This window comes from Sphingomonas arantia (genome assembly GCF_042682045.1).
GTDB classification, from domain to species: Bacteria; Pseudomonadota; Alphaproteobacteria; order Sphingomonadales; family Sphingomonadaceae; genus Sphingomonas_R; species Sphingomonas_R arantia.
On sequence record NZ_JBHUGS010000002.1, the window covers coordinates 637390 to 659694 of the forward strand.

Consider the following 22305-nt stretch of genomic DNA (forward strand, 5'->3'; position numbering starts at 1 on the left):
ATCCCGAGCGAAGTCGAGGGACCCTTCGAGCGCAGTCGAGACGCCAACAGCATTGCTGGGCTCAGCATCGTGGACGCGCGACACCACAATCCACTGCCGCACGCTTCGCCAATACAACCCAAAGCGGCGTAACTCTCACGTTAAGGCCGCACCCGCACCGGCGGCAATGCGTTGCAGATATCCAACCCCGCCGCCGGACGCTCATAAAAGTCATCCTTCCGGTTCGCCTTCACCCGGATCCAGTCCGCAAACGCCGGCGCCCGGCTGTCCATCACCTGCCAGACCTGCCGTTCACCCGCCGGCAACTCGCTCATCAACCGCACCCGCACGATGCCCGTGCGCTGCGCCGGATCGGTGTAGAACCCCAGATCCCCCGTCCCGCGCGGCAAGGCGGCCATGGCCTCCATCCCGGCCAGCACCCGCCCGACCACCGCGATATTGCGATCCAGCTGCCGCGGCGAATGGCCGATCGCGACATACAACTCCGCCCCCGTCCCCGTATCGGGCGCCAGGTTCCGCCCGACCCCGACCATGCCGTAGCAATGCGGCAGCCACGCCCGCCCGCCATCCTCCGCCACCGCCCAGCCGCCGACATGCCCCACCGCCGCGGCATAGCTGTCGCGGTACGGCATCGCCCGGAACGCCAGCCCCGCCGCAGGACGGTCATAGTCGCGCGCCGGTGCCTTGATCCCGGCGGGCAGCGGTTTCGCCTCGGTCGCATCGCCCCACTGCGTGACATAATTATCCTGCACCCGGTTGATGCTCGTTCCATCCCACCAATGCGCGCGGGCCAGCGCGACGATGTTGGCGACATGCGGTCCCGCGAAATCCGGCGACAACGCGATCGTCACCCGCCGCCCGCCGGCCAGCTCCATCACCAGCAACCGATCCGCCGGCACATCGACCCAAGCGGAGGCCGGCGCGCTTGCTACGACGCTGGAAGGCGTCACGGACTTCGTCGCATCCGCAGCGGCCGGGGCGGCCACAACCGGCGACTGCATCGCCAACGTAAGGAGCAAAGGCAGGATCATGTCCGAAGCATGCCATGTCGATGGCGCTTGCGGAAGCGCACATCACCCGATAGGGCGCGCTTTCCAGGACGCGGAGCGGTGGCCGAGTGGTCGATGGCGCACGCCTGGAAAGTGTGTAAGGGTTAATAGCCCTTCGAGGGTTCGAATCCCTCCCGCTCCGCCAGTTACCCCGTCTAACGCGTTGAATCAGAACAGATTTTATTGATCGCCGCGACGCTTCCCCACAAGACTGCCCACTTGCCATTGGACGACGTTAATCGCGTCGCCGGTCACGGGTAATTGATCACCGTCTTAGGTTCCCGGCCGCTTCACGGTCCGGACGTCGCCAATGCTACGGCAGGTTACGCGTTGGATCACCGCCTTTGCAGTGACCGTCCGGGCTCCGGACTTATCGATAATTACACGATTTTGTGACGCAGTAAGGCCCCCAAAATCCACTATCATTAGCAGTATGTCTTGGAAGTAGAACGCTTTGTTACGGTCAAGTGCCTCGGTATTTTCAATCTGTTCAAAAGTAATTTTATGATCAGTGGTCCTCATTCCGATTACCTTTCCAACCAGCGACCCGTTCTGATAGATACCATCCTCAAAATCAGGAGGCCTGGGAGGGTCGGTAAGAGCGTTTAGCCCCTTGATAAGATTGCCGTTTGCTTCCTTCCACCAAGTCAGTTCGCGTTGGAACACTTCCGAGGCCTCGCGGGCCATGACGCCCGGTGTGGAAACCAGACGAATTATGAGGGCGACCGGGAAAGCAAGGAATGGTGCCGCAGCGGTGAGCGACCGTGTTGCTGTGGTCATTTCCGTGAAGGACCCGAGAGCAAGGTAAAGGATTACCGAGGCCATAGCCTGCCCGCAGAGCGACGCAGCTGCGGCAACAGGGCTGTCCAGCTTCGCGTCTTTCAAGGCCTGGGTGGCCGCAACTTTGGCCACCGATTTGTAATATCCCACCTGACTCTCTGCCCCTCACTTGCGAATCGGCGATACCAAAACGCCCCAACCTTTCGGCAAGGGCGTAACGTACCGTATCGCGTCACTGGTGGGCAGGTTGCGCCTTACCCGCAACGCGAGCGCCCCGTATCCCGCCGTCCGGGCAAGACTGGGTTCCCTACCGTCGGCTGGGTTCGGCCGTCGCGCCCAGGCCGGTGGCCGTCCAGTAGATGCCGCCCATCAGGTGGTTCAGATATTGTGGGTCGCGGTACATCTCGCCGTTGTGGCCCAGGGTGGTGACGAACACCCGCCCGCGCTCGTACGGGCGGTGCCAAGCGATCGGATGGTCCCTACCCATCGGTTTCGACACCTGACCCGGCCAGATCTTCGTCGGGTCGTATGTCGACTCGTCGACGGTCAACACGGTGCTGATCGTCTGGCGGTGCGGGTTGGTCGTGACGTAGAACTCGTCGCTCCAGATCCACCGTTCCGGAACGCCGTACGTTGCCGGAAACCTTTTGTCGGTCGTCGTGACGACGCCGGTCTGCAGCATCGGGTGAACGCCGACGGTGCGTCCGACGAGCCGTTCGAACCACGGCCAGGCATTCGGCTGGGTGATCGCGGCACGGTGTACCACCATCGCGTTCCCGCCGGCCCGCATATAGTCCTCGAACCGCTTGCGCTGCGCCGCGTTCAATTCCTCGCTCGGTGTGTTGAGGAACATGACGGCGGCATATTGGCGCAGGTCGCCGTCGAAGGCCTCGGTCTTGCTCGTCCACGTCAGATCGAACGAATGCAGCTTGGCCAATTGTTCGAAGCTGTCCCGCGCGATCGGGATATACTCGTAATGATACTTGCTCGGCATCGCGAGGACGAGCAGCTTGTACTGCGCATCCGCCTGACCTGCGGATGGCACCGCCGACGCCGCGAAGGCGACCAGAGCGTAGGCGATGGGTCTCATGGAATCTCCTGCGTCACGTCACCGAACGTCGTCGACAGGTTCCACACAGACAGCGACGCAGTGCAACCGGCACCAAGGTCTATTCGGTCGCGACGCGCTGCTGGAGGAACATCCTGGCGGAAAGAAAGGCGGAAACATATCGCTTTCTCTCAATCCTACGCCCCCCCCCCCCGCTCCGTCGGTAACCCCGGCCCCCGCCAGGCCTGCTCCTACCCGCGCAGCCGTTCCGCGTGCCAGCGGAGATGGTCTTCCATGAAGGTGGACACGAAATAATAGCTGTGATCGTAACCCGGCTGCATGCGGAGCGTCAGCGGGATGCCCGCCGCTTCACAGGCTGCGGTCAACAGTTCGGGCTTCAGCTGCTCGGCCAGGAACTGGTCGGCCATGCCCTGATCGACCAGCAGGTCCGGCACGCGCGCGCCGTCCTCGATCATCGCGACCGCATCGTGCGCGCGCCATGTCGCTTCGTCGGGGCCGAGATAGCCACCGAGCGCCTTCTTCCCCCACGGCACCTGCCCCGGTGCCACGATCGGCGCGAAGGCGGAGACCGAGCGGTAGCGGCCGGGCATCCCGAGCGCGGCCGTCAGCGCGCCGTGACCGCCCATCGAATGGCCGAAGATACCCTGCGAGCTCATGTCGGCCGGGAATTCGTTGGCGATCAGCCGTGGCAGCTCGTCGGTGATGTAGGTCCACATCCGGTAATGCGCGGTGAACGGCGACGTGGTCGCATCGACGTAGAAGCCCGCACCGAGCCCGAAATCATAGGCCCCGTCGGGATCGTCCGGCACCTGATCGCCGCGCGGCGACGTGTCTGGCGCCACCAGAATGATGCCCAGTTCGGCGCACAGCCGGCGATACTCGCCCTTCTCCGTCACGTTGGCGTGCGTGCAGGACAGGCCCGACAGATACCACAGAACCGGCAGCGTCGTGCCGCTGGCATGCGCCGGCACGAACACCGAGAATGTCATGGCGGTGCTCGTGGCACTGGACGCGTGGCGATAGACGCCCTGGATGCCGCCATGGGCATGTGCGGTCGAAACGATTTCCACGATCTGTGGCTCCTTCAGCGGTTCAGTACTGCACGACCGAGCGGATCGATTCGCCCGCGTGCATCAGGTCGAACCCGCGGTTGATCTCGTCCAGCGTCAGGACGTGGGTGATCATCGGGTCGATCTCGATCTTGCCGTTCATGTACCAGTCGACGATCTTCGGCGTATCGGTCCGCCCGCGCGCACCGCCGAACGCGGAGCCCTTCCACACCCGCCCGGTGACGAGCTGGAACGGCCGCGTGCTGATCTCCTTGCCCGCCTCCGCCACGCCGATCACCACCGACACGCCCCAGCCGCGGTGGCACGCCTCCAGCGCCTGCCGCATCACGGTCGTGTTGCCGGTGCAGTCGAACGTATAGTCCGCGCCGCCGTCGGTCAGCCCGACGAGATGCTGGACGATGTCGCCGTCCACCTTCGACGGATTGACGAAATGGGTCATGCCGAACCGCTTGCCCCACGATTCCTTGTCGTCGTTCAGGTCGACGCCGATGATCCGGTCCGCGCCCACCATCCGCGCGCCCTGGATCACGTTCAGCCCGATCCCGCCCAGCCCGAACACGATCACGTTCGCGCCCGGCTCGACCTTCGCCGTGTTCACGACCGCGCCGACACCCGTCGTCACGCCGCAGCCGACATAGCAGGCCGACTGGAACGGCGCGTCGTCACGGATCTTCGCCACCGCGATCTCCGGCACCACGGTGAAGTTAGAGAAGGTCGAACAGCCCATATAGTGGAAGATCGGCTGCCCCTTGTAGCTGAACCGCGTCGTGCCGTCGGGCATCAGCCCCTTGCCCTGCGTCGCGCGAATCTTGGTGCACAGGTTGGTCTTGCCGCTCAGGCACGACTTACATTCGCGGCATTCCGGCGTGTAGAGCGGGATGACATGGTCGCCCACCGCGACGCTGGTCACCCCCGCGCCGATTTCGCGCACGATGCCCGCGCCCTCATGGCCCAGCACGCTCGGGAACAGCCCCTCGCTGTCCAGCCCGTCGAGCGTATAGGCGTCGGTGTGGCAGATGCCCGTCGCGACGATCTCGATCAGGACCTCGCCCGCCTTCGGCCCTTCCAGGTCGAGTTCGACGATCTCGAGGGGTCGCTTCGCTTCGAACGCCACTGCTGCCCGTGTCTTCATGGTCACTCGCCCGTCATCGTTCCTGGTTGGTGATGACATTAGCGAGCGTGCGGCCATGCGACCAGCACTGCGTATTGGGGCTCAGCCCTTCGCCGCCTCCGCCGCGCAGACCTGCGCCCATTCCGCGTTGCCCAGCCGCGACGCGAGATAGTCGAGCAGCACCGTCACCCGCGCAGGCCGCTGGACCCCCGGCGGCGTCAGCAGGTGCAGGCCGATGTCGGGCATCCGCCAGCCGGGCAGCACCTCCACCAGCCGGCCGTCCGCCAGTTCCTGCCAGATCATGAAATCGGGCTGTACGGCGATCCCCAGCCCGGCGAGTAGCGCGGGGGTCAGCGCGTCGGCACTGTTCGCGCTCAGCTGCCCGGTCAGCGTCACGACATATTCGCCCGCCTCCGCATGGACGAGCCGCAGCAGGCCCGGCGGCGATACATTGGTGTAGAGCAGCCCACGCGACGTCTCCAAGTCGCGCGGGTGCTCCGGCCGGCCGTGGCGCGCGATCCACGACGGTGCCGCCACCAACGGCAGCCGGACCGAGCATAACCGCCGTGCGCGCAGCGAGGAATCCGCGAGGCTCGCGATCCGGATCGCCACGTCGACGCCCGACGCGACGAGATCGACCTGCGCATCGCTCAACTGCATCTCGATACAGATGTCCGGGTAAAGTTCGAAGAACGCCGGCAGCAGCGGCGCGACATGCCGCACGCCGAACGACATCGGCAGCGCGAGGACCACCTTGCCGCGCGGGGTCGCCGCCTGCGACGATGCCTCGCCCTCCGCCGCCTCGCCGTCCGCCAGGATGCGACGCGCGCGGTCCAGCACGCCGCGCCCGCTCTCGGTCAGCGCCAGCTGCCGCGAGGTACGGTGGAGCAACGGCACGCCAAGCCGCGCCTCCAGCCGGGTGACCGCCTTCGACACGGTCGGTTTCGACAGGTGGAGTGCATCGGCGGCGCGTGCGAACGATCCCGCCTCCACCACCTTGGCGAAGATCGCCCACGCTTCCAGATCGGGCAACGCGGACATGGGCGTCGTTTCCTTCATCGATGGAGTGCCGTCATTGCACTTCTTAACGCCCATCGAAAGCGTATCTTGGTCGCAACGGCCGCACCCGGCCATTTTGACGGAGCAGACGATGATCGACCTTCGCCCCTTTTCCACGCTCGGCGGCGCCAACCATGGCTGGCTCGACGCCAAGCATCATTTCTCGTTCGCCGGCTATCATGATCCCGCCCGCATGGGCTGGGGCAACATCCGCGTCTGGAACGACGACGTGATCGCGCCGAAATCCGGTTTCCCGCCGCATCCGCACCGCGACATGGAGATCATCACCTATGTCCGCGAAGGTGCGATCACCCACAAGGACAGCTTGGGCAATCTCGGCCGGACCGAGGCGGGCGACGTGCAGGTGATGTCCGCCGGCACCGGGATCACCCACGCCGAATATAATGTCGAGGACGTCGAGACGCGGATCTTCCAGATCTGGATCCAGCCGACCAGCCGCGGCGTCGCCCCCAGCTGGGGCGCGCGCCCCTTCCCCAAGGGCGAACGCTCGGGCCGCTTCGTGACGCTCGCTTCGGGCTTCGCCGAGGACACCGACGCGCTCCGCATCCGCACCGATGCGCGGATCGTGGCCGCATCGGTCAAGGCCGGCGAGACGATCGACTATGCGCTCGGCAAGGAACGGCGCGGCTATCTCGTCCCCGCGACGGGCGCAGTGACGATCGACGGCGTAAAGGTCAACACCCGCGACGGTGTCGCCATCACCGATGTCGACACCCTGCGCGTGACGGCGGTCGAGGACAGCGAGCTGATCCTGGTCGACGGCGCGTAAAACCAATGAGCGTTCCCCGGCGGAGGCCGGGGCCTAGGTGAAACGGTTGCACCAAGGCCCCGGCCTCCGCCGGGGAACGCATCGAGCGTTACAAGCAAGGCCCCGGCCACGCGCGCCGGGGTCCAGCCTCAGATCTCCACCTGACTGCCCAACTCCACCACCCGGTTATGCGGCAGCTTGAAGAACTCCATCGCCGTCTCCGCATTGCGCAGCATCCAGGCGAAAAACTGCTCCCGCCACCGCGCCATCCCCGGCCGCGCGGCCGAGATCAGCGTCTGCCGCCCCAGGAAATAGCTTGTCTCCATCGGCCGGAACGCGCCGCCGCCGATCGTGATCGCGGTCAGCGCCGCCGGGATGTCGATATCCTGCATGAACCCGTAATGCAGGATCACGCGCGAGAAGCCGTGGCCCATGTCGACCACCTCCGGACACGCCCCGGCCTCGACCAGCGGCACGCCCTCGATCGTCACCGTCAGGATCACCACCCGCTCGTGCAGCACGCGGTTGTGCTTCATGTTGTGGAGCAGCGCGGACGGTATGCCGTGCGGCGACGCGGACAGGAACACCGCGGTCCCCGGCACGCGCCCGACCGACCCGGCGGCGGAGCGAATGAACACATCCACCGGCATCGCACTCTCGTCCAGCCGCGCCCGCATCAGCCGGCGACCCGTCGCCCAGGTCGTCAGCACCGTGAACACCACCGCGCCGACCAGCAGCGGGAACCACCCGCCGTCCGGGATCTTCGTCAGGTTCGACGCCAGATACGCGCCGTCGATCACCAGGAACACGCCGGTCACCGCGAACGCGACCCAACGGTTCCATTTCCACACCGTCACCGCCAGCACGCCCAGCATGCACGCCGTGATGAACATCGTCCCCGTCACCGCGATGCCGTACGCCGCGGCAAGATTGCTCGACGTGCCGAAGCCCAGCACCAGCATGATGACGAAGCCGAGCAGCACCCAGTTGACCAGCGGCAGATAGATCTGCCCCGCCGCGGTGGCACTGGTATGGACCATCTTCAGCCGCGGCAGGAAGCCGAGCTGGATCGCCTGCTGCGTCACCGAGAATGCGCCGGAAATGACCGCCTGACTGGCGATGATCGTCGCCATCGTCGCCAGGATCACCAGCGGCAGCCGCAACGCGTCGGGCGCGAGAAGATAGAAGGGATTCTCGATCGCCGCCGGGTTCTCGATCAGCAGCGCGGCCTGCCCCAGATAGTTCAGCAGCAGGCACGGGAACGCCATGTAGAGCCACGACACCGCGATCGCCTTGCGCCCGAAATGGCCCATGTCGGCATAGAGCGCCTCCGCCCCGGTCACCGCCAGCACGACCGACCCGAGCGCCAGGAACGCGCGCAGCGGATCCATCGTGAAGAACGTGACCGCATAGGTCGGGCTGAGCGCGCGCAGCACTTCCGGATGCGGCAGGATCGCCAGCATGCCGAGCACCGCCAGCACCGCGAAATACACCAGCATCACCGGGCCGAAGATCATGCCGACCTTCGCGGTCCCGCGCGACTGGATCATGAACAGCGCGATCAGCACCGCGATCGAGATCGGCACCACCAGCGGCGCGAGCCCCGCCTGCACGATCGTCAGCCCCTCAACCGCCGACAGTACGGAGATCGCCGGCGTGATGATCGCATCGCCGTAGAACAAGGCGGTCGCGACGATGCCGAGCAGCACGATCCCGCGCGTCCAGCCGCGGTCGCCACTGCTCCGCACGATCAGTGCAAGCAGCGCAAGGCTCCCGCCCTCGCCGCGATTGTCGGCGCGCAGGATGATGAGCACATATTTCAGCGTGACGATCAGCGTCATCGTCCAGAAGATGAGCGAGATCACCCCGTACAGATGCGGCGCATCCACCGCGAGCCGGTGATGCCCGATGAAACTTTCCTTCAACGCATAGAGCGGCGACGTGCCGATATCGCCGAACACCACGCCGATCGCGCCGAGCGCAAGCGTCGACGTCCGATCCTGCGGCCCGTGATGCGTCACCGGCCCCGCGGCGTCCGTCTCGATTCCCGTCGTCATGTGCCGCCCTGTCAAAAGTCTTCACGCCGCATGTGCATGGTCCCGCATAGCGAAACCAGCCATTCCGGCGGCCCACCGCATAGTATTCGCATATGTTTTTGGTGGCCGATGTTGTTTCGGAACTGCCGTTGCGCGATGACCACCGCCATGCCCACGACCCGGATACGGCGATGACGCGCTGCGCGATCTGCGGGAACCGCGCGCGGCACGACCGTGGCGACGGGGTGCGCGAATGCACCCATTGCGGGCTGCGCTACAGCGCCGGCCACCGCGCCATGGACGCCATCGCCGCGGACACCGCGGACCGGCTCGCGGCACCGTTAGTCGACCTGATCGCCCACCCCCCGCAGGACTGGACCTGCGCCATCGCCACGCTGCGCATCGCCGGCTACCGCTTCGGCCGCGCGATCCGCCCCGCAGACGCTGCACAGGCGGCCGAACTGGCCGACCCCACCGGCACCCTCCCCGCCGCCGCGCTGACCGCGCCACTCCCCGTCGACGGACCAGCGATCACGCTCGGCATCATGGGCCGCGTCTCCGAACTTCGCGCGATCCGCCGCCTTGTCGATCGGCTAACCCCGCACTTCGCCAAGGTCCGCGTGCTGATCGACAGCGATGATGAGACCGTCGTGGCGGGCCTGTCGCGCCCAGACGTCGAGTATCTCACCCACCCGCTCGGTCAGGATTTCTCGGCCCAGCGCAATCGCTTGCAAGGCGCGTGCGAGACGCCGTGGCAACTCCAGCTCGACGCCGACGAGGACCTCGACCCGGCCATGCTTGCCGCCCTGCCCGGCCTCGCCGCCGATGCCGACGCGCACGGCCTGCGCTCGCTCGCCTTCCCGCGTTCGAACCTCGTGGACGGCGTCCGCTCGGATCACTGGCCCGACGTCCAGTACCGCCTCAACCGCGCCGAAGTCCGCTTCTCCGGCGTCGTCCACGAACGGCCCAACCCGTCGCGCGACTGGCGCCATTCCGCGCTCGCCCCGGCCGGCGCGATTCTCCACCGGCTGGACGGCGCCCACGTCCCCGCCCGCACCTCGCGCTACGCCGCGATGGCCGCCGACGGCGCGCGGCCGGCGGACGAAGCCGCGCTGCTTCGCCCGTTCAGCGCCGACTGAGCATCGCGCGGTACGCCGCGACCGTCTCGCTCCCCATCGTCGCCCGCGTAAACCGTCCCGCCGCCGCTCGGCTTCCCCGGTGGAGCGTCCTGCGCAACTCCGGGTCGACAATAACGCGCCGCAGCTCATGTGCCACTGCCGACGCATCGCACCGCTCCGCCAGCAGCCCCGCCCCGGTCCCGCCTACGAACAGTCGCGCGCTCGGGTCCTCCGCACACGCCACGATCGGCCGCCCGAACGCCATCGCCTCCTGATACACCAGCCCGAACGACTCGTAGCGCGACGGCGCGACCACGACATGCGTCTTCGCCAGCAATGCGTACAGCTGTTCGCTCTCCGCGCGCCGGAACGCCATCACCCGCGCCCGCGCCGCCGCCGACAGGTCCGCCACGCGGTCATCACCGACCCCAACCATGGTCAGCGCAAACTCCGGGATCGCCCCGCGCTCAGCCTCCGCAGCAAGGATCTCGATCGCCGGCGCCAGCGCGTCATAACCCTTGCGATGCTCCGCCCGCCCGACGAACAGCAGCCGCACCGGACCGCTTGCGGCCTCCGGGTACGCCGCCTCGGCACCCGCGGCGACCAGCGCGGGGTCGAGGCTCAGCCCGACGACATGATGCGCAGGCCCAGGTTTTGCCACACCGTACAGCGCCGCGATCTTTACTCCATGCGCCGCGGTATTGGAGATCAGCATGTCGCTCCGCGCCGCCGACAGCGCCTCCACCGCCCGCGCCGCCGCATGGTCGGTCCGCGCCCGCACGCCCCGCCCGCCCGCACCGCTCGTCGCGACCGGCGTCGAATTGCGCGTCACGAACGGCATCCGCCGGTCGAGCGCCACGAACAGCCCCGGCGCGTACCAGTTTGTCGCTTCGACCACGTCGAACGGCGCGCGCGCATGCTCCGCCCGCACCGCGCGCGCCATCGCCCACGGCCCGACCAGGTGCCCCGTCGCCGGCAAACCGCGCAACCGCGCCAGCGCGCCCCCCGCCGGAAGCGCGCAACCGATCACCGTTACCGCCCCATCCATCGCCCGACCCGACCGGTCGAACGTGAGCACCCGCACGCCATGCCCCGCCTCGGCCAGCGACTGCGCGATCTCCCGCGCGGCGACCGACAATCCGCTCTTTTCGGGCGGATAGGTCCAGCTGATCACACCGACTTCCATCAGCCGCGATCCTGCGCACCCAGCACCGTGCGGTACAGTGCGACATAGTCCGTCGCCATCCGCCGCGCGCCGAACCGCGCCTCGAACCGCCGCCGCACCTGCGCCCGGTCGATCGACGGCAGCCGCGCGATCGCCGCAAGCGCCTCCGTCTCGTCGCGCACGACGAAGCCCGTGACGCCCTCCTCGATCACCTCGCGCACGCTGCCGCGGTCCCACGCGATCACCGGCGTCCCGCATGCCATCGCCTCGATCATCACCAGCCCGAACGGTTCGGGCCAGTCGATCGGGAACAGCAGCGCCGCCGCATCGCCCAGCAACCCCTGCTTCGCCCCATCGTCGACCGGCCCGACATACTCCGCATCGGTCCCCAGCAGCGGACGAACCCGATCCTCGAAATAACGCGGATTGCCGACATCGATGGTCCCCGCCAGCCGGATCGGCCGCCCGGCGGCGCGCGCCACGCGGATCGCGACGTCCGGCCGCTTCTGGTCCGTCATCCGCCCGATGAACGCAAGATAGCCGCCCGCGCCGTCCCCCAGCCGGTAACGGTCCTCGGCAATCCCGTGATGGACCACCCCCGCCAGGTTGGACGCCGGAATGTCGGCGGCCTGAGCCCCCGAGATCGCCGCCACCTGCAACCGGTCGAAATGCGCGAAGAACAGCTTGCGATCGAGTTCGTCGACCCGCCAGTGAATCGTCGTCAGCGCCGGCCGCCCGGCCAGCACCGCGGCATGCGCGAACTCGCCGTGGACATGAACGATGTCATGTTCGTCGATCGCGCGCGCGACCATGTCGAGTTGCGCCGCCTCCAGCACCCCCGGCACGCCCGGCGCGACGGGACCACCCGCCGCCCGCTCCAGCGCGGACAGGCTGGGATGCGCGGACCGCAACCGGGCCGACGTCACACTGTCCGACGGCGCATAAAGCGTCACGTCGTGGCCGAGTGCGACCAGCGCCTCGGTGAGGTCGGACACGACCCGTTCCGTCCCGCCATGATCGACGGGCGGCGTCGGGAAAATGACCGGGGCGACCTGCGCGATGCGCAGTAACTTATTGATCGACATCAACACCGGGAACCAGCGGTAGCGGAGCGCGGTTCCGCCATGAACGACAAATGAATGGACGGGGACGTATGTTCGTGATGCACATCGCGTTGCAGGGGTGCCTGCGCGCCCGCGACGTCGAATATGGTGTGAACGCGGACACTGGCGGCCATATCCGGTACCTGCTCGATCTCGCCCGCGCGTCGGCCGCCGAACCGCGCGTCGACCGGATCGAGATTGTCACGCGCGGCTTCCGGCAGGACGGCATGGCCGATTGCTACGCCGTGCGGACTGAGGATGTCGATGCCAAGACGCGGATCGTGCGGCTGGAGACGACCTCGTCCTGCTACCTCGCTAAGGAAGCGCTCTGGGCGGAACATGACAGTTTCAGCGCCGCACTGATCGCCCACATCGCCGCGCTCGACCGCCGCCCCGAGATCCTCCATGCCCACTACGCCGACGGTGGCGAAATCGCCCGCCGGGTCGGCGCCGCGCTCGACATCCCGTTCCTGTTCACCGCCCACTCGCTCGGCCGCGTGAAGCGCGATGCGTTCGCCGGTATCGACGACGCCGACGCGCTCGCCGGCATGGACCGTCGGATCGCGCTGGAGGAACGCACGATCGCCGCCGCCGCGGGCATCATCGCCTCGTCGCGCGATGAGGCCGAGGTCCAATATGCGGGCTACGACGCCTACCGCCCCGGCCGGATCCGGGTGATCGAACCGGGCAGCGATCTTGCCGCGTTCGCCGATGCGGCACCCGATCCTGCGATGGCCGGTCGCATCGACCGGTTCCTTACCGATCCGGACAAGCCGATGATCCTCGCGATCGCGCGTCCGGTAACGAAGAAGAACCTCGCCGGCCTCGTCCACGCCTATGGCAACGACCCGCATCTGCGCCGCACCGCGAACCTCGTGATCGTCGCCGGTATCCGCGACGATATCGCCCGGATGGAGCCGGAGATCGCGAGTAATCTCGACGAGTTGCTCCGCCTGATCGACCGCTACGACCTCTACGGTCAGGTCGCCTATCCCAAGCACCACCTGCCGTCCGAAGTCCCGTCGATCTACGCCCTCGCCCGGCGACGCGGCGGCGTGTTCGTCAACCCGGCCCTCAACGAACCGTTCGGGCTGACCCTGCTGGAGGCCGCCGCCGCCGGCCTGCCGATCGTTGCGACCGACAGCGGCGGGCCGAACGACATCGTCGAACGCTGCGGCAACGGTGTGCTGGTCGATCCGCGAGACCATGGCGCAATGGCCGCCGCGATCGGCCGCATCCTCGACGATCGGCCGCTCTGGGAACGCTATTCCCGCGCCGGTGCGGTCGCGGTGGCGGCGTACGACTGGACGCGCCATGCCGAACTCTATCACGACTTCGCCGAGTCTGCGCTCGGCCGACGGCCGCCCCGCGCCCTGCCCGCCGATCCGTCCGGCACGACGATGCTCATCAGCGACATCGACAACACGCTGGTCGGCTGTCCCGCCGCAACGGTCCGGTTCGCCGATTGGCATGGGCGGCAGGAGGATCTGCTGTTCGGCATCGCCACCGGCCGCTCGCTGCACAGCGCGCAGGCGATCCTGTCGCGCGAAAACGTGCCGCAGCCGCAGGTGCTGATCACCTCGGTCGGGTCCGAGATCTACCATCTCGACCGCACCGGCACCGCCTACGACCTCGACGAAGGCTGGGCCACGCAGATCGCCGCGGGATGGGACCGCGCGGCGGTCGCCGCGATCCTTGCCGACGCGACCGACCTGCAACCGCAGGGCTCGCTCGAACAGCGCCTCTTCAAGCTCAGCTACTTCACTCGCGGCGACCCCGATGCCGCCCGCCGCGTCCGCGACCTGCTGCGCGCCGCGGGCCACGCCTGTTCGGTGATCCAGAGCCACGGCACCTATCTCGACATACTCCCGCACGCCGCGTCGAAGGGGACCGCGGTCGAGCATGTCCGCCGTCACTACGGCATGGCGCGCGACCAGGTCATGGTGGCGGGCGACAGCGGCAACGACGTGGAGATGCTCCGCTCGGTCCGCCACTCGATCATCGTCGCCAACCACAGCGACGGGCTCGATCAGGACCCGACACTCGCGCACAGTTTCGTGTCGCGCTACGGTCATGCCGGCGGCATCATCGACGGCGTCGATCATTTCCGCCGCCAGGCACTCCGCCGCCTGCCCCATGCGGTGTCCGCGACCGAACCGACCTGCAGCCCGTGCGCGTCAGCGTCCTGACGCTGGTGCGCGGCCGCCGCGCGCATCTCGAACGACTGATGCAAGGACTCGCGACCCAGACGCGGGCACCGGACGAGTTCGTCATCGCCTATATGCAGGACGCCGCGCCCGCCGACCTGCCCGCGCTGCCGTGCCCCATCCGGATGGTCGCCGTGCCGGGTGAACCGATGCCGCTCGCCCGCGCCCGCAACCAGGCCGTGGCGACCGCGACCGGCGACCTGCTCCTTCTGCTCGACGTCGACTGCATCCCGTCGCCCACGCTGGTCGAAAGCTATACACAGGCAGCGGCGACCGCTGACGGGATATTCCTCGGCGAAGTGCTCTACCTCCCCGCCGGCCCGGTCGCGCTCCCGCTCGACTATGCCGCGCTCGACGCGTCGGGTCAGCGCCACCCGGCGAAACCCGCCCCGCCGACGACCGGCATCGTCCCCGAACCCGACCACGGCGAACTCTGGGGCCTGTCGTTCGCACTGTCCCGCACCGCGTGGGAGCGCAGCGGCGGGATGGACGAACGCTATGTCGGCTATGGTGGCGAGGAAACCGACTTCGCCGCAGCCCTTGCCGCCGCGCACGTCCCGATGTTCCGCGTCGGGCAAGCGCGCGCCTACCACCAGCATCACCCGGTCCACGTCCCCCCCTACCAGCATTTCGACCACATCGTCCGCAACGCGCGGCTGTTTCGCACGAAATGGGGCCGGTGGTGCATGGACTATTGGCTCGGCCAGTTCGCCGATCGCGGGCTGATCGCGATGACCCCGGACGCCATCACGATCCTGCGCCACCCGCGCGCCGACGAGATCGCCGCCGCGCGCCAGCCAGACGATGTCCGCTTCAGCTGACCGGCTCGGCCACCGCCACACCGGTCAGCACGGCCTCGCACGCCGCCACCGCACCGCCCAGCGTTCGAACCTGATCCGCCCCGCCGGCCTGTAACTGCGTCGCCATGTCGTCGACCATCGCATCGACCGCCGTCCGCCACAGGCCGACCACGATCTTCGCCTCCGGCGCCCGCTGCGACACGCGCCGCACCAGGTAACGCAGATGCGCCGGCGCGCCGACCAGTTCGAGATGGCACAGCGCGACCACCGTCACGCCGCTCAGATCGAGCGTCCCGATCGCCGCGCGCGACACGGCGGCATGCGTGATGATCCGCGTCGCGATCCCGCGCCGCGCGAGCAGCTGCGCCAGCATCGCCGCCACCGCCGCATCGAACGGATCGCGCCCCACGACGCACGCCACGACACCGCCCGGCGCGTCCTGCGGCACCGGCGGCGCACCCGCCCCGTCGCGGTGATCCTCCAGCTCGCCGATCAGGCCGAGCATCGACCCGCACATCCGCGCCGCCCGGCGATCGTCGATCGTCCCGCGCGCATGGTCGATCCCGGCCAGCCGCAATCCGGGCACCACGACCTCGTCATAATAACGGTCGAGCGTCCGGTCGGTCAGCAGCGTCTCGGCCTGCGCCAGCGCCTCGTCCGGATTGTCCGCCAGGACCCGCTGGTAGAAACTGTCCACCGCGGACAGTGCCGGCCGGTCGCCGAGCAGCACGTCGAAGAACTCCAGCGACTTCACATGCCGCCCGACGACGACCAGGCACAGCGTCAGCGGCGTCGACAAGATCAACCCGACCGGCCCCCAGATCCACGTCCAGAACACCGCCGCGACGATTACCGACACCGGGGACAGCCCCGTCGAATGGCCATACAGGAATGGTTCGACGACATAACCGACCAGCGGCTCGACGATCACGAACAGCAACGCGACCGCGATCGCCGTGCCCCAGCCCGGATCGATCGCCGCGGCCAGCGCGATCGGCGCGACCGCCGCCAAGAACGACCCGATATAGGGCACGAACCGCAGCAGCCCGGCCAGGATGCCCCACATCGCCGCCGACGGCACGCCGATCAGCGCGAGGCCACCGCCGATGATGATCCCGAACCCGGTATTGACCGCGAGCTGCGACGCGAAATACCGGCTGAGCCGCTGCCCCGCCTCGTCCATCGCGATCGTCGTGCGGTGCAGGTCGTTCGATCCGAACAGCCGGATGAAGCGGTCGCGCAGATCTTCCTTCTGCAACAGCACGAAGATCGCGACGATCAGCACGATGACGGTCGTTTCGAGCGGCCCCAGGATCGGTTGCAGGATCGTCCGCGCGACGGTCAGCGGCGACGTCCGCTCCTGCACCACCTCGACCAGCACCGGCCGGCGCTCGCCGGTGGCTTCGGCGGCCGGCGCTGCGGCGAGCGACCCACGCCGGACCGGGCGAATCCGCGGCGCGAACTCCTTCGACAGCGACGCCATCCGCGCGGCGGCGAATGCCTGCGCGCCCTCCATCTTCTGCTCGATCGTCTGGGCATAGCGCGGCGCATCCGCGGTCAGGTTCGCCGCCTGCGTGCCGATCAGCATGCCGACCGCGGCCAGCACGCCCACCGCGAACAGCACCGTCAGCACCACCGACGGCGCGCGCCACAGCCCGATCCGCTGCAGCATGTTGACCAGCGGCGCCAGCACGAACGACAGCAGCACGGACAGCGTGATCGGGATCAGCACGTCCTGCGCGAAATACAGCGCGCCCACCACGACCGCCGCGACGGCGAGCCCCAGCAGGCTCTTCAGCTCCGGCACGGCGGCCGCGGTTACGGTCGACGCGGCATCGGGCGATGGCACGCCCGTCCGGTCGCCGGTGATGATATTCTCGTATCCGGCGAGTTTCTCGTCGCTCTGCATGACCATATCCTCGTCCGAGTCTTGGATAGACCATAGCGTCCCGGTGCGGTCGGCACATTGGCTATTGACCGGCCGCCCGGCTTTCCCATCTATTGTGCAATGCAGCATAAACGCGACGTCGCCACGGCGACGCACGACGCCTTATCCCGGAGGGCCAGACCCCGATGCGTAACATCAGCGACACCATTGCCCGCCTGACCCGCGCGGCGAACCTCCCCACCGGCGCGATGGGCGCGCACATGTTCGGCGGCGCGGGCGAGGCGGATCGCCTGACCGACATGGATGCGTTCGGCACCAACCCCGGCGGCTTACGCGCGCGCATCTATGTGCCGTCCGACCTGCCGCAGGGCGCGCCGCTCGTCGTCGTCCTCCACGGCTGCACACAGACCGCGGCCGGTTACGACCATGGTTCCGGTTGGTCGCGGCTGGCCGATCGTCATGGTTTCGCGCTGCTGTTCCCCGAACAGCGCCGCGCCAACAACCCGAACCTCTGTTTCAACTGGTTCGTGCCGGCCGACACCGTGCGCGACGACGGCGAACCGCTGTCGATCCGGAACATGGTGGCCCAGATGATCGCCGATCACGCCATCGATCCGGCACGCGTGTTCGTCACCGGGCTGTCCGCGGGCGGCGCCATGACCGCGGTCATGCTTGCCACCTACCCGGATGTGTTCGCCGGCGGTGCCGCGATCGCCGGGCTGCCCTACGGCTCGGCCAGCACGGTGCCCGAGGCGTTCGACCGGATGCGCGGCCATGGCGGCCCTTCGCGCGATCTTCTCGCAGAACGCGCACGTGCAGCAGCCGGGCATGACGGCCGCTGGCCCACGCTGTCGATCTGGCAGGGTGCGGCCGACCAGACCGTCGCGCAGAGCAACGCCGACGCGATCGCCGGCCAGTGGCGCGACCTGCACGGCCTGCCCGAACGCCCGACGCAGGAGGAGATGATCGACGGCCATCGTCACCGCGTCTGGCACGATGCGAACGGCCGCTCGGTGCTGGAGGAGTATCGCATTGCCGGCATGGGTCACGGCACGCCGATCGATCCCACCGCAGGGTCCGATCACGGCGCCAGCGCGGCCTATATGCTCGACGCCGGCATTGCCTCGTCACACCTTATCCTGCGCTTCTGGGGCCTTGAGACCAACGCGGAGGAGATGACGGTCGACGCAGCTGAGGAGCAGCAAGCGGAAACGCCCGCCTCGCCGTTCGCCATGCCGATGGGGACACCCATGGCGATGGGCGGCCCGGTCGGTACCGTCATCGAAACCGCACTGCGCAACGCCGGCCTGATGAAATAAGGCGCTTGCACCCGGGGTCGGTTCAGCGTGGCGAAGGGTGCAGCCCGCTAGACGCCACGGACCGGTTCGGGCTATGTTCCCGGCAACGACCCCTGGAGTTTCCGACCTTGTTGACGCCCACGCCACCCCGTTTCCGGACTCCCTTGCTGCTGGCCGCCGCTCTGGTGCCGCTGCTGTCCGGTCCGGCGGCGGCGCAGACCGCGTCCGGCGCGGTTCCGACGTTCGGCGTGCCCGCACCTGCGATCCCGCCCGTCGTCGATGCCCCCGCCCCGCCGCCGCGCGTCATGCCCAAGCTGACCCGCGCCCAGGCGTCGCAGCTGGCCGCGATGATCGATGCCGCGCCCGCCCAGGGCCTGCGCCACGATTTGCGCGACGGTGATGGCGAGGCGGCCGATCGCGGCGATGCCGAACTGATCACCGCCGCGCTCGATCATGCCCGCGCGGTCCATAGCGGCCGGCTGGAGACCAGCGACTTCCTCAAGGACTGGGGCCTGCGCCCGGCCGCCTATGATCCGTGGCCCGGCTTTTCGCAGGCGGTCGCCAGCGACCGGCTCGCCGCCTGGATCAACTCGTTGCCACCGCCCTATGCCGGCTATGACGGCCTGATGAAGGGCCTCAAGACCTACCGCAAGATCGAGGCGGACGGCGGCTGGCGGACGCTGGCGTCCGGTCCGGACATGACGATCAACGCCAGCGGCGCGCGGGTGCTGGCACTCCGCCGCCGGCTCGCGGTCGAGGACAGCGAGGTCGCCAGGACCGGTGACACGTTCGATCGCCCGCTGCTCGATGCCGTCCGCCGGGCGCAGCGCCGCTACGGCCTGCAACCCAGCGGCATCGTCTCGACCCAGACCATCGCCGCGCTCAACGTCCCCGCGCGGGACCGCGTGCGGCAGATCATGGCCAACATGGAACGCTGGCGCTGGCTGCCGCAGGACCTCGCCAAGGACCGGGTGCAGGTGAACATCGCCGCCGCCGTCCTGACCGTGTTCGACGGCGACAACCCGGTGACGTCGATGAAGGCGGTCACCGGCCGTCCCGGCGACAACACGCCGATGCTCCAGTCGCGCATCCATAGCATCGTCATCAACCCGCCGTGGAACGTGCCGACTTCGATCGCGACCAAGGAATTGTGGCCGAAAGAGCGCGCCAATCCCGGCTACTTCAAGCGCAATTCGATCAAGGTCATCAAACTCGACGGCGGCGGCACGCGGCTGCAACAGGCGGCCGGCGACATGAGCGCGCTCGGGCGGCTGAAGTTCGATTTCGACAATCCCTACTCGGTCTATCTTCACGATTCCCCGGCACAGGCGGCCTTTTCGCGCTGGGACCGGCTCGCCAGCCATGGCTGCGTCCGGCTTGCGAAACCGGTCGAGCTGGCCGACCTGCTGCTCGCCAACGACCCGACCTATGCGGGCAACGTCAAGCCGGCGATCGACGCGGGCGAGACGAAGCGCGCGCGGCTGGCCAACCCGGTCACCGTCTACCTGCTCTACTGGACCGCGTTCGCCAGTTCGGCGGGACAGATCAATTTTCGCGCCGATCCCTATGACTGGGACGGCATCCTGGCCTCCAAGATCGAGGCGCGCGGCAACCGCGCCGCCGCCCTCGCGTCGCGATAGGATCCCCATGTTGAAAATCCGCCTGATCGCCCCGTTCGCCGCCGCCATGCTGCTCGCCGCCTGCGACCGCGGCCCCGCGCCGCAGCCGGAGGCTGACCCCTATAACGACAGCGCGAACGCGGACGAACCCGTCGAGCCGGAGCCCGCCCCCGCGCCGGAACCGATCAACGAACCCGCGCCCGCGCCCGTCGAGACGACCAGCGCGGTCGACACCCCACCCCCGGCCGAACCCACCCGGCCGAGCGACCAGATGATGGAAGACGCCGAAGCCACCGGCATGACCGCCCGCGTCGCCCGCGACGCCGAGACCGCCAGCGACGCTGCAAGCGATGCCGCAAACGAGTCCGAACAGGTGGCTGTCGAGAAGAAGTAGGTCGGAAGCACATCAAAACCCGACCGTCCCGAACGCAGCCGAGACACCTACAGCGACCCTCGGCTGCGCTCCGGGGGATGAACTAGAGTCCAGGTCGGCTGCGCGACGCCGCCACGCGAAACGCCACGCGCTAACCCGCGCCCGACCTTGACAAAATCCCGCACTCGGCCATAGCCGCGTGTGTCGCGGATCGCGCGCTTTGCGGTCGCATTCTTATCCGGATCGCCCATGACATTCGCCGATCTCGGCCTCTCCGACGAAACGCTGCGCGCCGTGACGGAGTCCGGCTACACCATACCCACGCCGGTGCAGGCGCAGGCGATCCCGCCCGTGCTGATGAACCGCGACCTGATTGCCATCGCGCAGACGGGCACGGGCAAGACCGCATCGTTCGTCCTGCCGATGATCGACGTCCTGGCGCATGGCCGCGCCCGCGCCATGATGCCGCGCTCGCTGATCCTCGAACCGACGCGCGAACTCGCCGCACAGGTCGCCGAGAATTTCGACAAATACGGCAAGTATCACAAGCTCTCGATGGCGCTGCTGATCGGCGGCGTGTCGATGGGCGACCAGACCGCCGCGCTCGCCCGCGGCGTCGACGTGCTGATCGCCACGCCCGGCCGACTGATGGACCTGTTCAAGCGCGGCAAGATCCTGCTGTCCGGCTGTTCGATCCTGGTGATCGACGAGGCGGATCGCATGCTCGACATGGGGTTCATCCCCGATATCGAGGAAATCTGCACCAAGCTGCCCGCCACGCGCCAGACCCTGCTGTTCTCGGCCACCATGCCCGGCCCGATCAAGAAGCTTGCCGACCGTTTCCTGTCGAACCCGAAGCAGATCGAGGTCGCACGGGCGGGCATGAACAACCTGCTGATCGAACAGCGGCTTGTCGAGACCACCTCGCGCGGCAAGCGCGACGCGCTGAAGGCGTTGCTCGCGGCGGAGGACGTCCGCACCGCGATGATCTTCTCCAATCGCAAGACCACGGTCCGCGACCTGGCCGAGATGCTCGGTCGTTCGGGCATGAAGGTCGGCCAGATCCACGGCGACATGGAACAGGCCGAACGGCTGCGCGAACTCGACCGGTTCAAGGACGGCACAATCAACATCCTGGTCGCCTCCGACGTCGCCGCCCGCGGTCTCGACATCAAGGGCGTCAGCCACGTCATCAACTACGACATTCCGTGGCATCCGGACGACTATGTCCACCGCATCGGCCGCACCGGCCGCGCCGGCGCCTCGGGCAAGGCGTTCAGCCTCGTCACGCCCGAAGACGCCGAGGCGATTGCCAACATCGAAAAGCTGACCAAGTCGACGATCGAACGCGTCGGAAAGCCGGTCGCCACGGCCGCGCCCATTGCGATCGAGCAGCCCGCACCCGAAGCCCCCGCCGCGCGTCAGGACGCCGAACCGCGCGGCCCGCGCCGCCGTCCGCGCAGCGAACGCGCCCCCGCCGCGAACACACCGCCGCCCGCCGTCGCCGCACGACCGATCGCTGAACCCGTCGTCGTCCAGGCCGCCCCGGTCGCCGAACCTGCACCCGCCCCGGCCCGCCCGGCCGCGCCACCCGTCCCGGCACCGCAGCCCCGCCACGTCGCGCCGCCACGCGAGGACCGCCGCGACGTCCCGTTCCGCGAAACCCGCCGCCCCCAGCAGGACGACCGCCGCCCGCAACGCGTCGTCGACGAAGGCCCGGACGACGGCTGGAACGGCCCGTTCCCCAACTTCCTCACCGTCCGCCTCGACCTGCCACCCCGCGACTGACGG

At 68.2% G+C, this 22305-nt stretch carries 18 protein-coding genes and 1 tRNA gene; 9 read left to right on the top strand and 10 right to left on the bottom strand.

Annotated elements, in window-relative coordinates; translation table 11 throughout:
- Positions 1–140: 140 nt before the first annotated feature.
- Positions 141–1031 (bottom strand): peptidylprolyl isomerase, encoded by an 891-nt coding sequence (locus ACFSGX_RS08670; RefSeq protein WP_380929130.1) that lies wholly within the window; start codon positions 1029–1031, stop codon positions 141–143.
- A gap of 72 nt (positions 1032–1103) precedes the next feature.
- On the opposite strand from ACFSGX_RS08670, the gene ACFSGX_RS08675 reads away from it, so the two are divergent.
- Positions 1104–1194, top strand: a tRNA-Ser gene (locus ACFSGX_RS08675).
- A 128-nt stretch (positions 1195–1322) separates the two neighbouring features.
- Here the strand turns inward: ACFSGX_RS08675 and ACFSGX_RS08680 are convergent.
- The 5 genes from ACFSGX_RS08680 to ACFSGX_RS08700 form a co-directional block, all read right to left on the bottom strand.
- Positions 1323–1961: a hypothetical protein gene (locus tag ACFSGX_RS08680; RefSeq protein WP_380929132.1), complete on the bottom strand. Its 639-nt coding sequence runs from the start codon at positions 1959–1961 to the stop codon at positions 1323–1325.
- A gap of 175 nt (positions 1962–2136) precedes the next feature.
- Positions 2137–2919 (bottom strand): ThuA domain-containing protein, encoded by a 783-nt coding sequence (locus ACFSGX_RS08685; protein WP_380929134.1) that lies wholly within the window; start codon positions 2917–2919, stop codon positions 2137–2139.
- Positions 2920–3128: 209 nt separating this feature from the next.
- A complete protein-coding gene (fghA, locus tag ACFSGX_RS08690; RefSeq protein ID WP_380929136.1) occupies positions 3129–3968 on the bottom strand; it encodes an S-formylglutathione hydrolase in 840 nt (279 codons plus the stop codon).
- A 22-nt stretch (positions 3969–3990) separates the two neighbouring features.
- Positions 3991–5100 carry an S-(hydroxymethyl)glutathione dehydrogenase/class III alcohol dehydrogenase gene (locus ACFSGX_RS08695; RefSeq protein WP_380929138.1) on the bottom strand — a complete coding sequence of 370 codons (1110 nt, stop codon included), beginning with the start codon at positions 5098–5100 and terminating at the stop codon, positions 3991–3993.
- 81 nt (positions 5101–5181) lie between these two features.
- The gene (locus ACFSGX_RS08700; protein ID WP_380929140.1) at positions 5182–6120 is read right to left on the bottom strand and encodes a LysR family transcriptional regulator; all 939 of its coding nucleotides are present in this window, start codon (positions 6118–6120) and stop codon (positions 5182–5184) included.
- A gap of 109 nt (positions 6121–6229) precedes the next feature.
- Between ACFSGX_RS08700 and ACFSGX_RS08705 the strand changes: the two genes are divergently transcribed.
- On the top strand, positions 6230–6928 hold the full coding sequence (locus ACFSGX_RS08705) for a pirin family protein (RefSeq protein ID WP_380929142.1): 699 nt from the start codon (positions 6230–6232) through the stop codon (positions 6926–6928).
- A 128-nt stretch (positions 6929–7056) separates the two neighbouring features.
- Here the strand turns inward: ACFSGX_RS08705 and ACFSGX_RS08710 are convergent, their stop codons facing one another.
- Entirely contained in the window at positions 7057–8964 is a 1908-nt protein-coding gene (locus tag ACFSGX_RS08710; RefSeq protein ID WP_380929144.1) for a potassium transporter Kup, read from the bottom strand.
- 101 nt (positions 8965–9065) lie between these two features.
- Between ACFSGX_RS08710 and ACFSGX_RS08715 the strand changes: the two genes are divergently transcribed.
- Positions 9066–10082, top strand: coding sequence for a glycosyltransferase family protein (locus ACFSGX_RS08715; protein WP_380929145.1), 1017 nt, complete (start codon positions 9066–9068; stop codon positions 10080–10082).
- Here ACFSGX_RS08715 and ACFSGX_RS08720 read toward each other — a convergent pair.
- Both ACFSGX_RS08720 and ACFSGX_RS08725 read right to left on the bottom strand, forming a co-directional pair.
- Positions 10069–11247, bottom strand: a complete 1179-nt coding sequence (locus tag ACFSGX_RS08720; RefSeq protein WP_380929147.1) for a glycosyltransferase family 4 protein — start codon at positions 11245–11247, stop codon at positions 10069–10071. The genes ACFSGX_RS08715 and ACFSGX_RS08720 overlap by 14 nt on opposite strands.
- Positions 11247–12311 carry a glycosyltransferase family 4 protein gene (locus ACFSGX_RS08725; RefSeq protein ID WP_380929149.1) on the bottom strand — a complete coding sequence of 355 codons (1065 nt, stop codon included), beginning with the start codon at positions 12309–12311 and terminating at the stop codon, positions 11247–11249. Before ACFSGX_RS08725 ends, ACFSGX_RS08720 begins: the two co-directional genes overlap by 1 nt.
- A 68-nt stretch (positions 12312–12379) precedes the next feature.
- On the opposite strand from ACFSGX_RS08725, the gene ACFSGX_RS08730 reads away from it, so the two are divergent.
- Together ACFSGX_RS08730 and ACFSGX_RS08735 are read left to right on the top strand one after the other, a co-directional pair.
- On the top strand, positions 12380–14518 hold the full coding sequence (locus ACFSGX_RS08730) for an HAD-IIB family hydrolase (protein ID WP_380929151.1): 2139 nt from the start codon (positions 12380–12382) through the stop codon (positions 14516–14518).
- Positions 14500–15357, top strand: a complete 858-nt coding sequence (locus tag ACFSGX_RS08735; protein ID WP_380929153.1) for a glycosyltransferase family 2 protein — start codon at positions 14500–14502, stop codon at positions 15355–15357. Before ACFSGX_RS08730 ends, ACFSGX_RS08735 begins: the two co-directional genes overlap by 19 nt.
- Here the strand turns inward: ACFSGX_RS08735 and ACFSGX_RS08740 are convergent.
- The gene (locus ACFSGX_RS08740) at positions 15350–17245 is read right to left on the bottom strand and encodes an AI-2E family transporter (RefSeq protein ID WP_380929155.1); all 1896 of its coding nucleotides are present in this window, start codon (positions 17243–17245) and stop codon (positions 15350–15352) included. The two genes, ACFSGX_RS08735 and ACFSGX_RS08740, sit on opposite strands and share 8 nt — an antisense overlap.
- 164 nt (positions 17246–17409) lie before the next feature.
- On the opposite strand from ACFSGX_RS08740, the gene ACFSGX_RS08745 reads away from it, so the two are divergent.
- The 4 genes from ACFSGX_RS08745 to ACFSGX_RS08760 all read left to right on the top strand — a co-directional run bounded on the left by ACFSGX_RS08745 (position 17410) and on the right by ACFSGX_RS08760 (position 22302).
- Positions 17410–18543, top strand: a complete 1134-nt coding sequence (locus ACFSGX_RS08745; protein WP_380929156.1) for an extracellular catalytic domain type 1 short-chain-length polyhydroxyalkanoate depolymerase — start codon at positions 17410–17412, stop codon at positions 18541–18543.
- 143 nt (positions 18544–18686) lie between these two features.
- The gene (locus tag ACFSGX_RS08750; RefSeq protein WP_465270298.1) at positions 18687–20162 is read left to right on the top strand and encodes a L,D-transpeptidase family protein; all 1476 of its coding nucleotides are present in this window, start codon (positions 18687–18689) and stop codon (positions 20160–20162) included.
- Positions 20163–20169: 7 nt separating this feature from the next.
- On the top strand, positions 20170–20535 hold the full coding sequence (locus ACFSGX_RS08755) for a hypothetical protein (protein ID WP_380929157.1): 366 nt from the start codon (positions 20170–20172) through the stop codon (positions 20533–20535).
- Positions 20536–20763: 228 nt separating this feature from the next.
- A complete protein-coding gene (locus ACFSGX_RS08760) occupies positions 20764–22302 on the top strand; it encodes a DEAD/DEAH box helicase (protein ID WP_380929158.1) in 1539 nt (512 codons plus the stop codon).
- Positions 22303–22305: the final 3 nt, after the last annotated feature.

What these genes read in the sequence shown, in the direction of transcription:
- ACFSGX_RS08725 (WP_380929149.1), bottom strand. Translation starts at nt 12,311, where the DNA reads ATGTCGATCAATAAGTTACTGCGCATCGCGCAGGTCGCCCCGGTCATT.
- ACFSGX_RS08685 (WP_380929134.1), bottom strand. Translation starts at nt 2,919, where the DNA reads ATGAGACCCATCGCCTACGCTCTGGTCGCCTTCGCGGCGTCGGCGGTG.
- ACFSGX_RS08700 (WP_380929140.1), bottom strand. Translation starts at nt 6,120, where the DNA reads ATGTCCGCGTTGCCCGATCTGGAAGCGTGGGCGATCTTCGCCAAGGTG.
- ACFSGX_RS08755 (WP_380929157.1), top strand. Translation starts at nt 20,170, where the DNA reads ATGTTGAAAATCCGCCTGATCGCCCCGTTCGCCGCCGCCATGCTGCTC.
- ACFSGX_RS08705 (WP_380929142.1), top strand. Translation starts at nt 6,230, where the DNA reads ATGATCGACCTTCGCCCCTTTTCCACGCTCGGCGGCGCCAACCATGGC.
- ACFSGX_RS08760 (WP_380929158.1), top strand. Translation starts at nt 20,764, where the DNA reads ATGACATTCGCCGATCTCGGCCTCTCCGACGAAACGCTGCGCGCCGTG.
- ACFSGX_RS08670 (WP_380929130.1), bottom strand. Translation starts at nt 1,031, where the DNA reads ATGATCCTGCCTTTGCTCCTTACGTTGGCGATGCAGTCGCCGGTTGTG.
- ACFSGX_RS08740 (WP_380929155.1), bottom strand. Translation starts at nt 17,245, where the DNA reads ATGCAGAGCGACGAGAAACTCGCCGGATACGAGAATATCATCACCGGC.
- ACFSGX_RS08710 (WP_380929144.1), bottom strand. Translation starts at nt 8,964, where the DNA reads ATGACGACGGGAATCGAGACGGACGCCGCGGGGCCGGTGACGCATCAC.
- ACFSGX_RS08745 (WP_380929156.1), top strand. Translation starts at nt 17,410, where the DNA reads ATGCGTAACATCAGCGACACCATTGCCCGCCTGACCCGCGCGGCGAAC.
- ACFSGX_RS08730 (WP_380929151.1), top strand. Translation starts at nt 12,380, where the DNA reads ATGTTCGTGATGCACATCGCGTTGCAGGGGTGCCTGCGCGCCCGCGAC.
- ACFSGX_RS08695 (WP_380929138.1), bottom strand. Translation starts at nt 5,100, where the DNA reads ATGAAGACACGGGCAGCAGTGGCGTTCGAAGCGAAGCGACCCCTCGAG.
- ACFSGX_RS08720 (WP_380929147.1), bottom strand. Translation starts at nt 11,247, where the DNA reads ATGGAAGTCGGTGTGATCAGCTGGACCTATCCGCCCGAAAAGAGCGGA.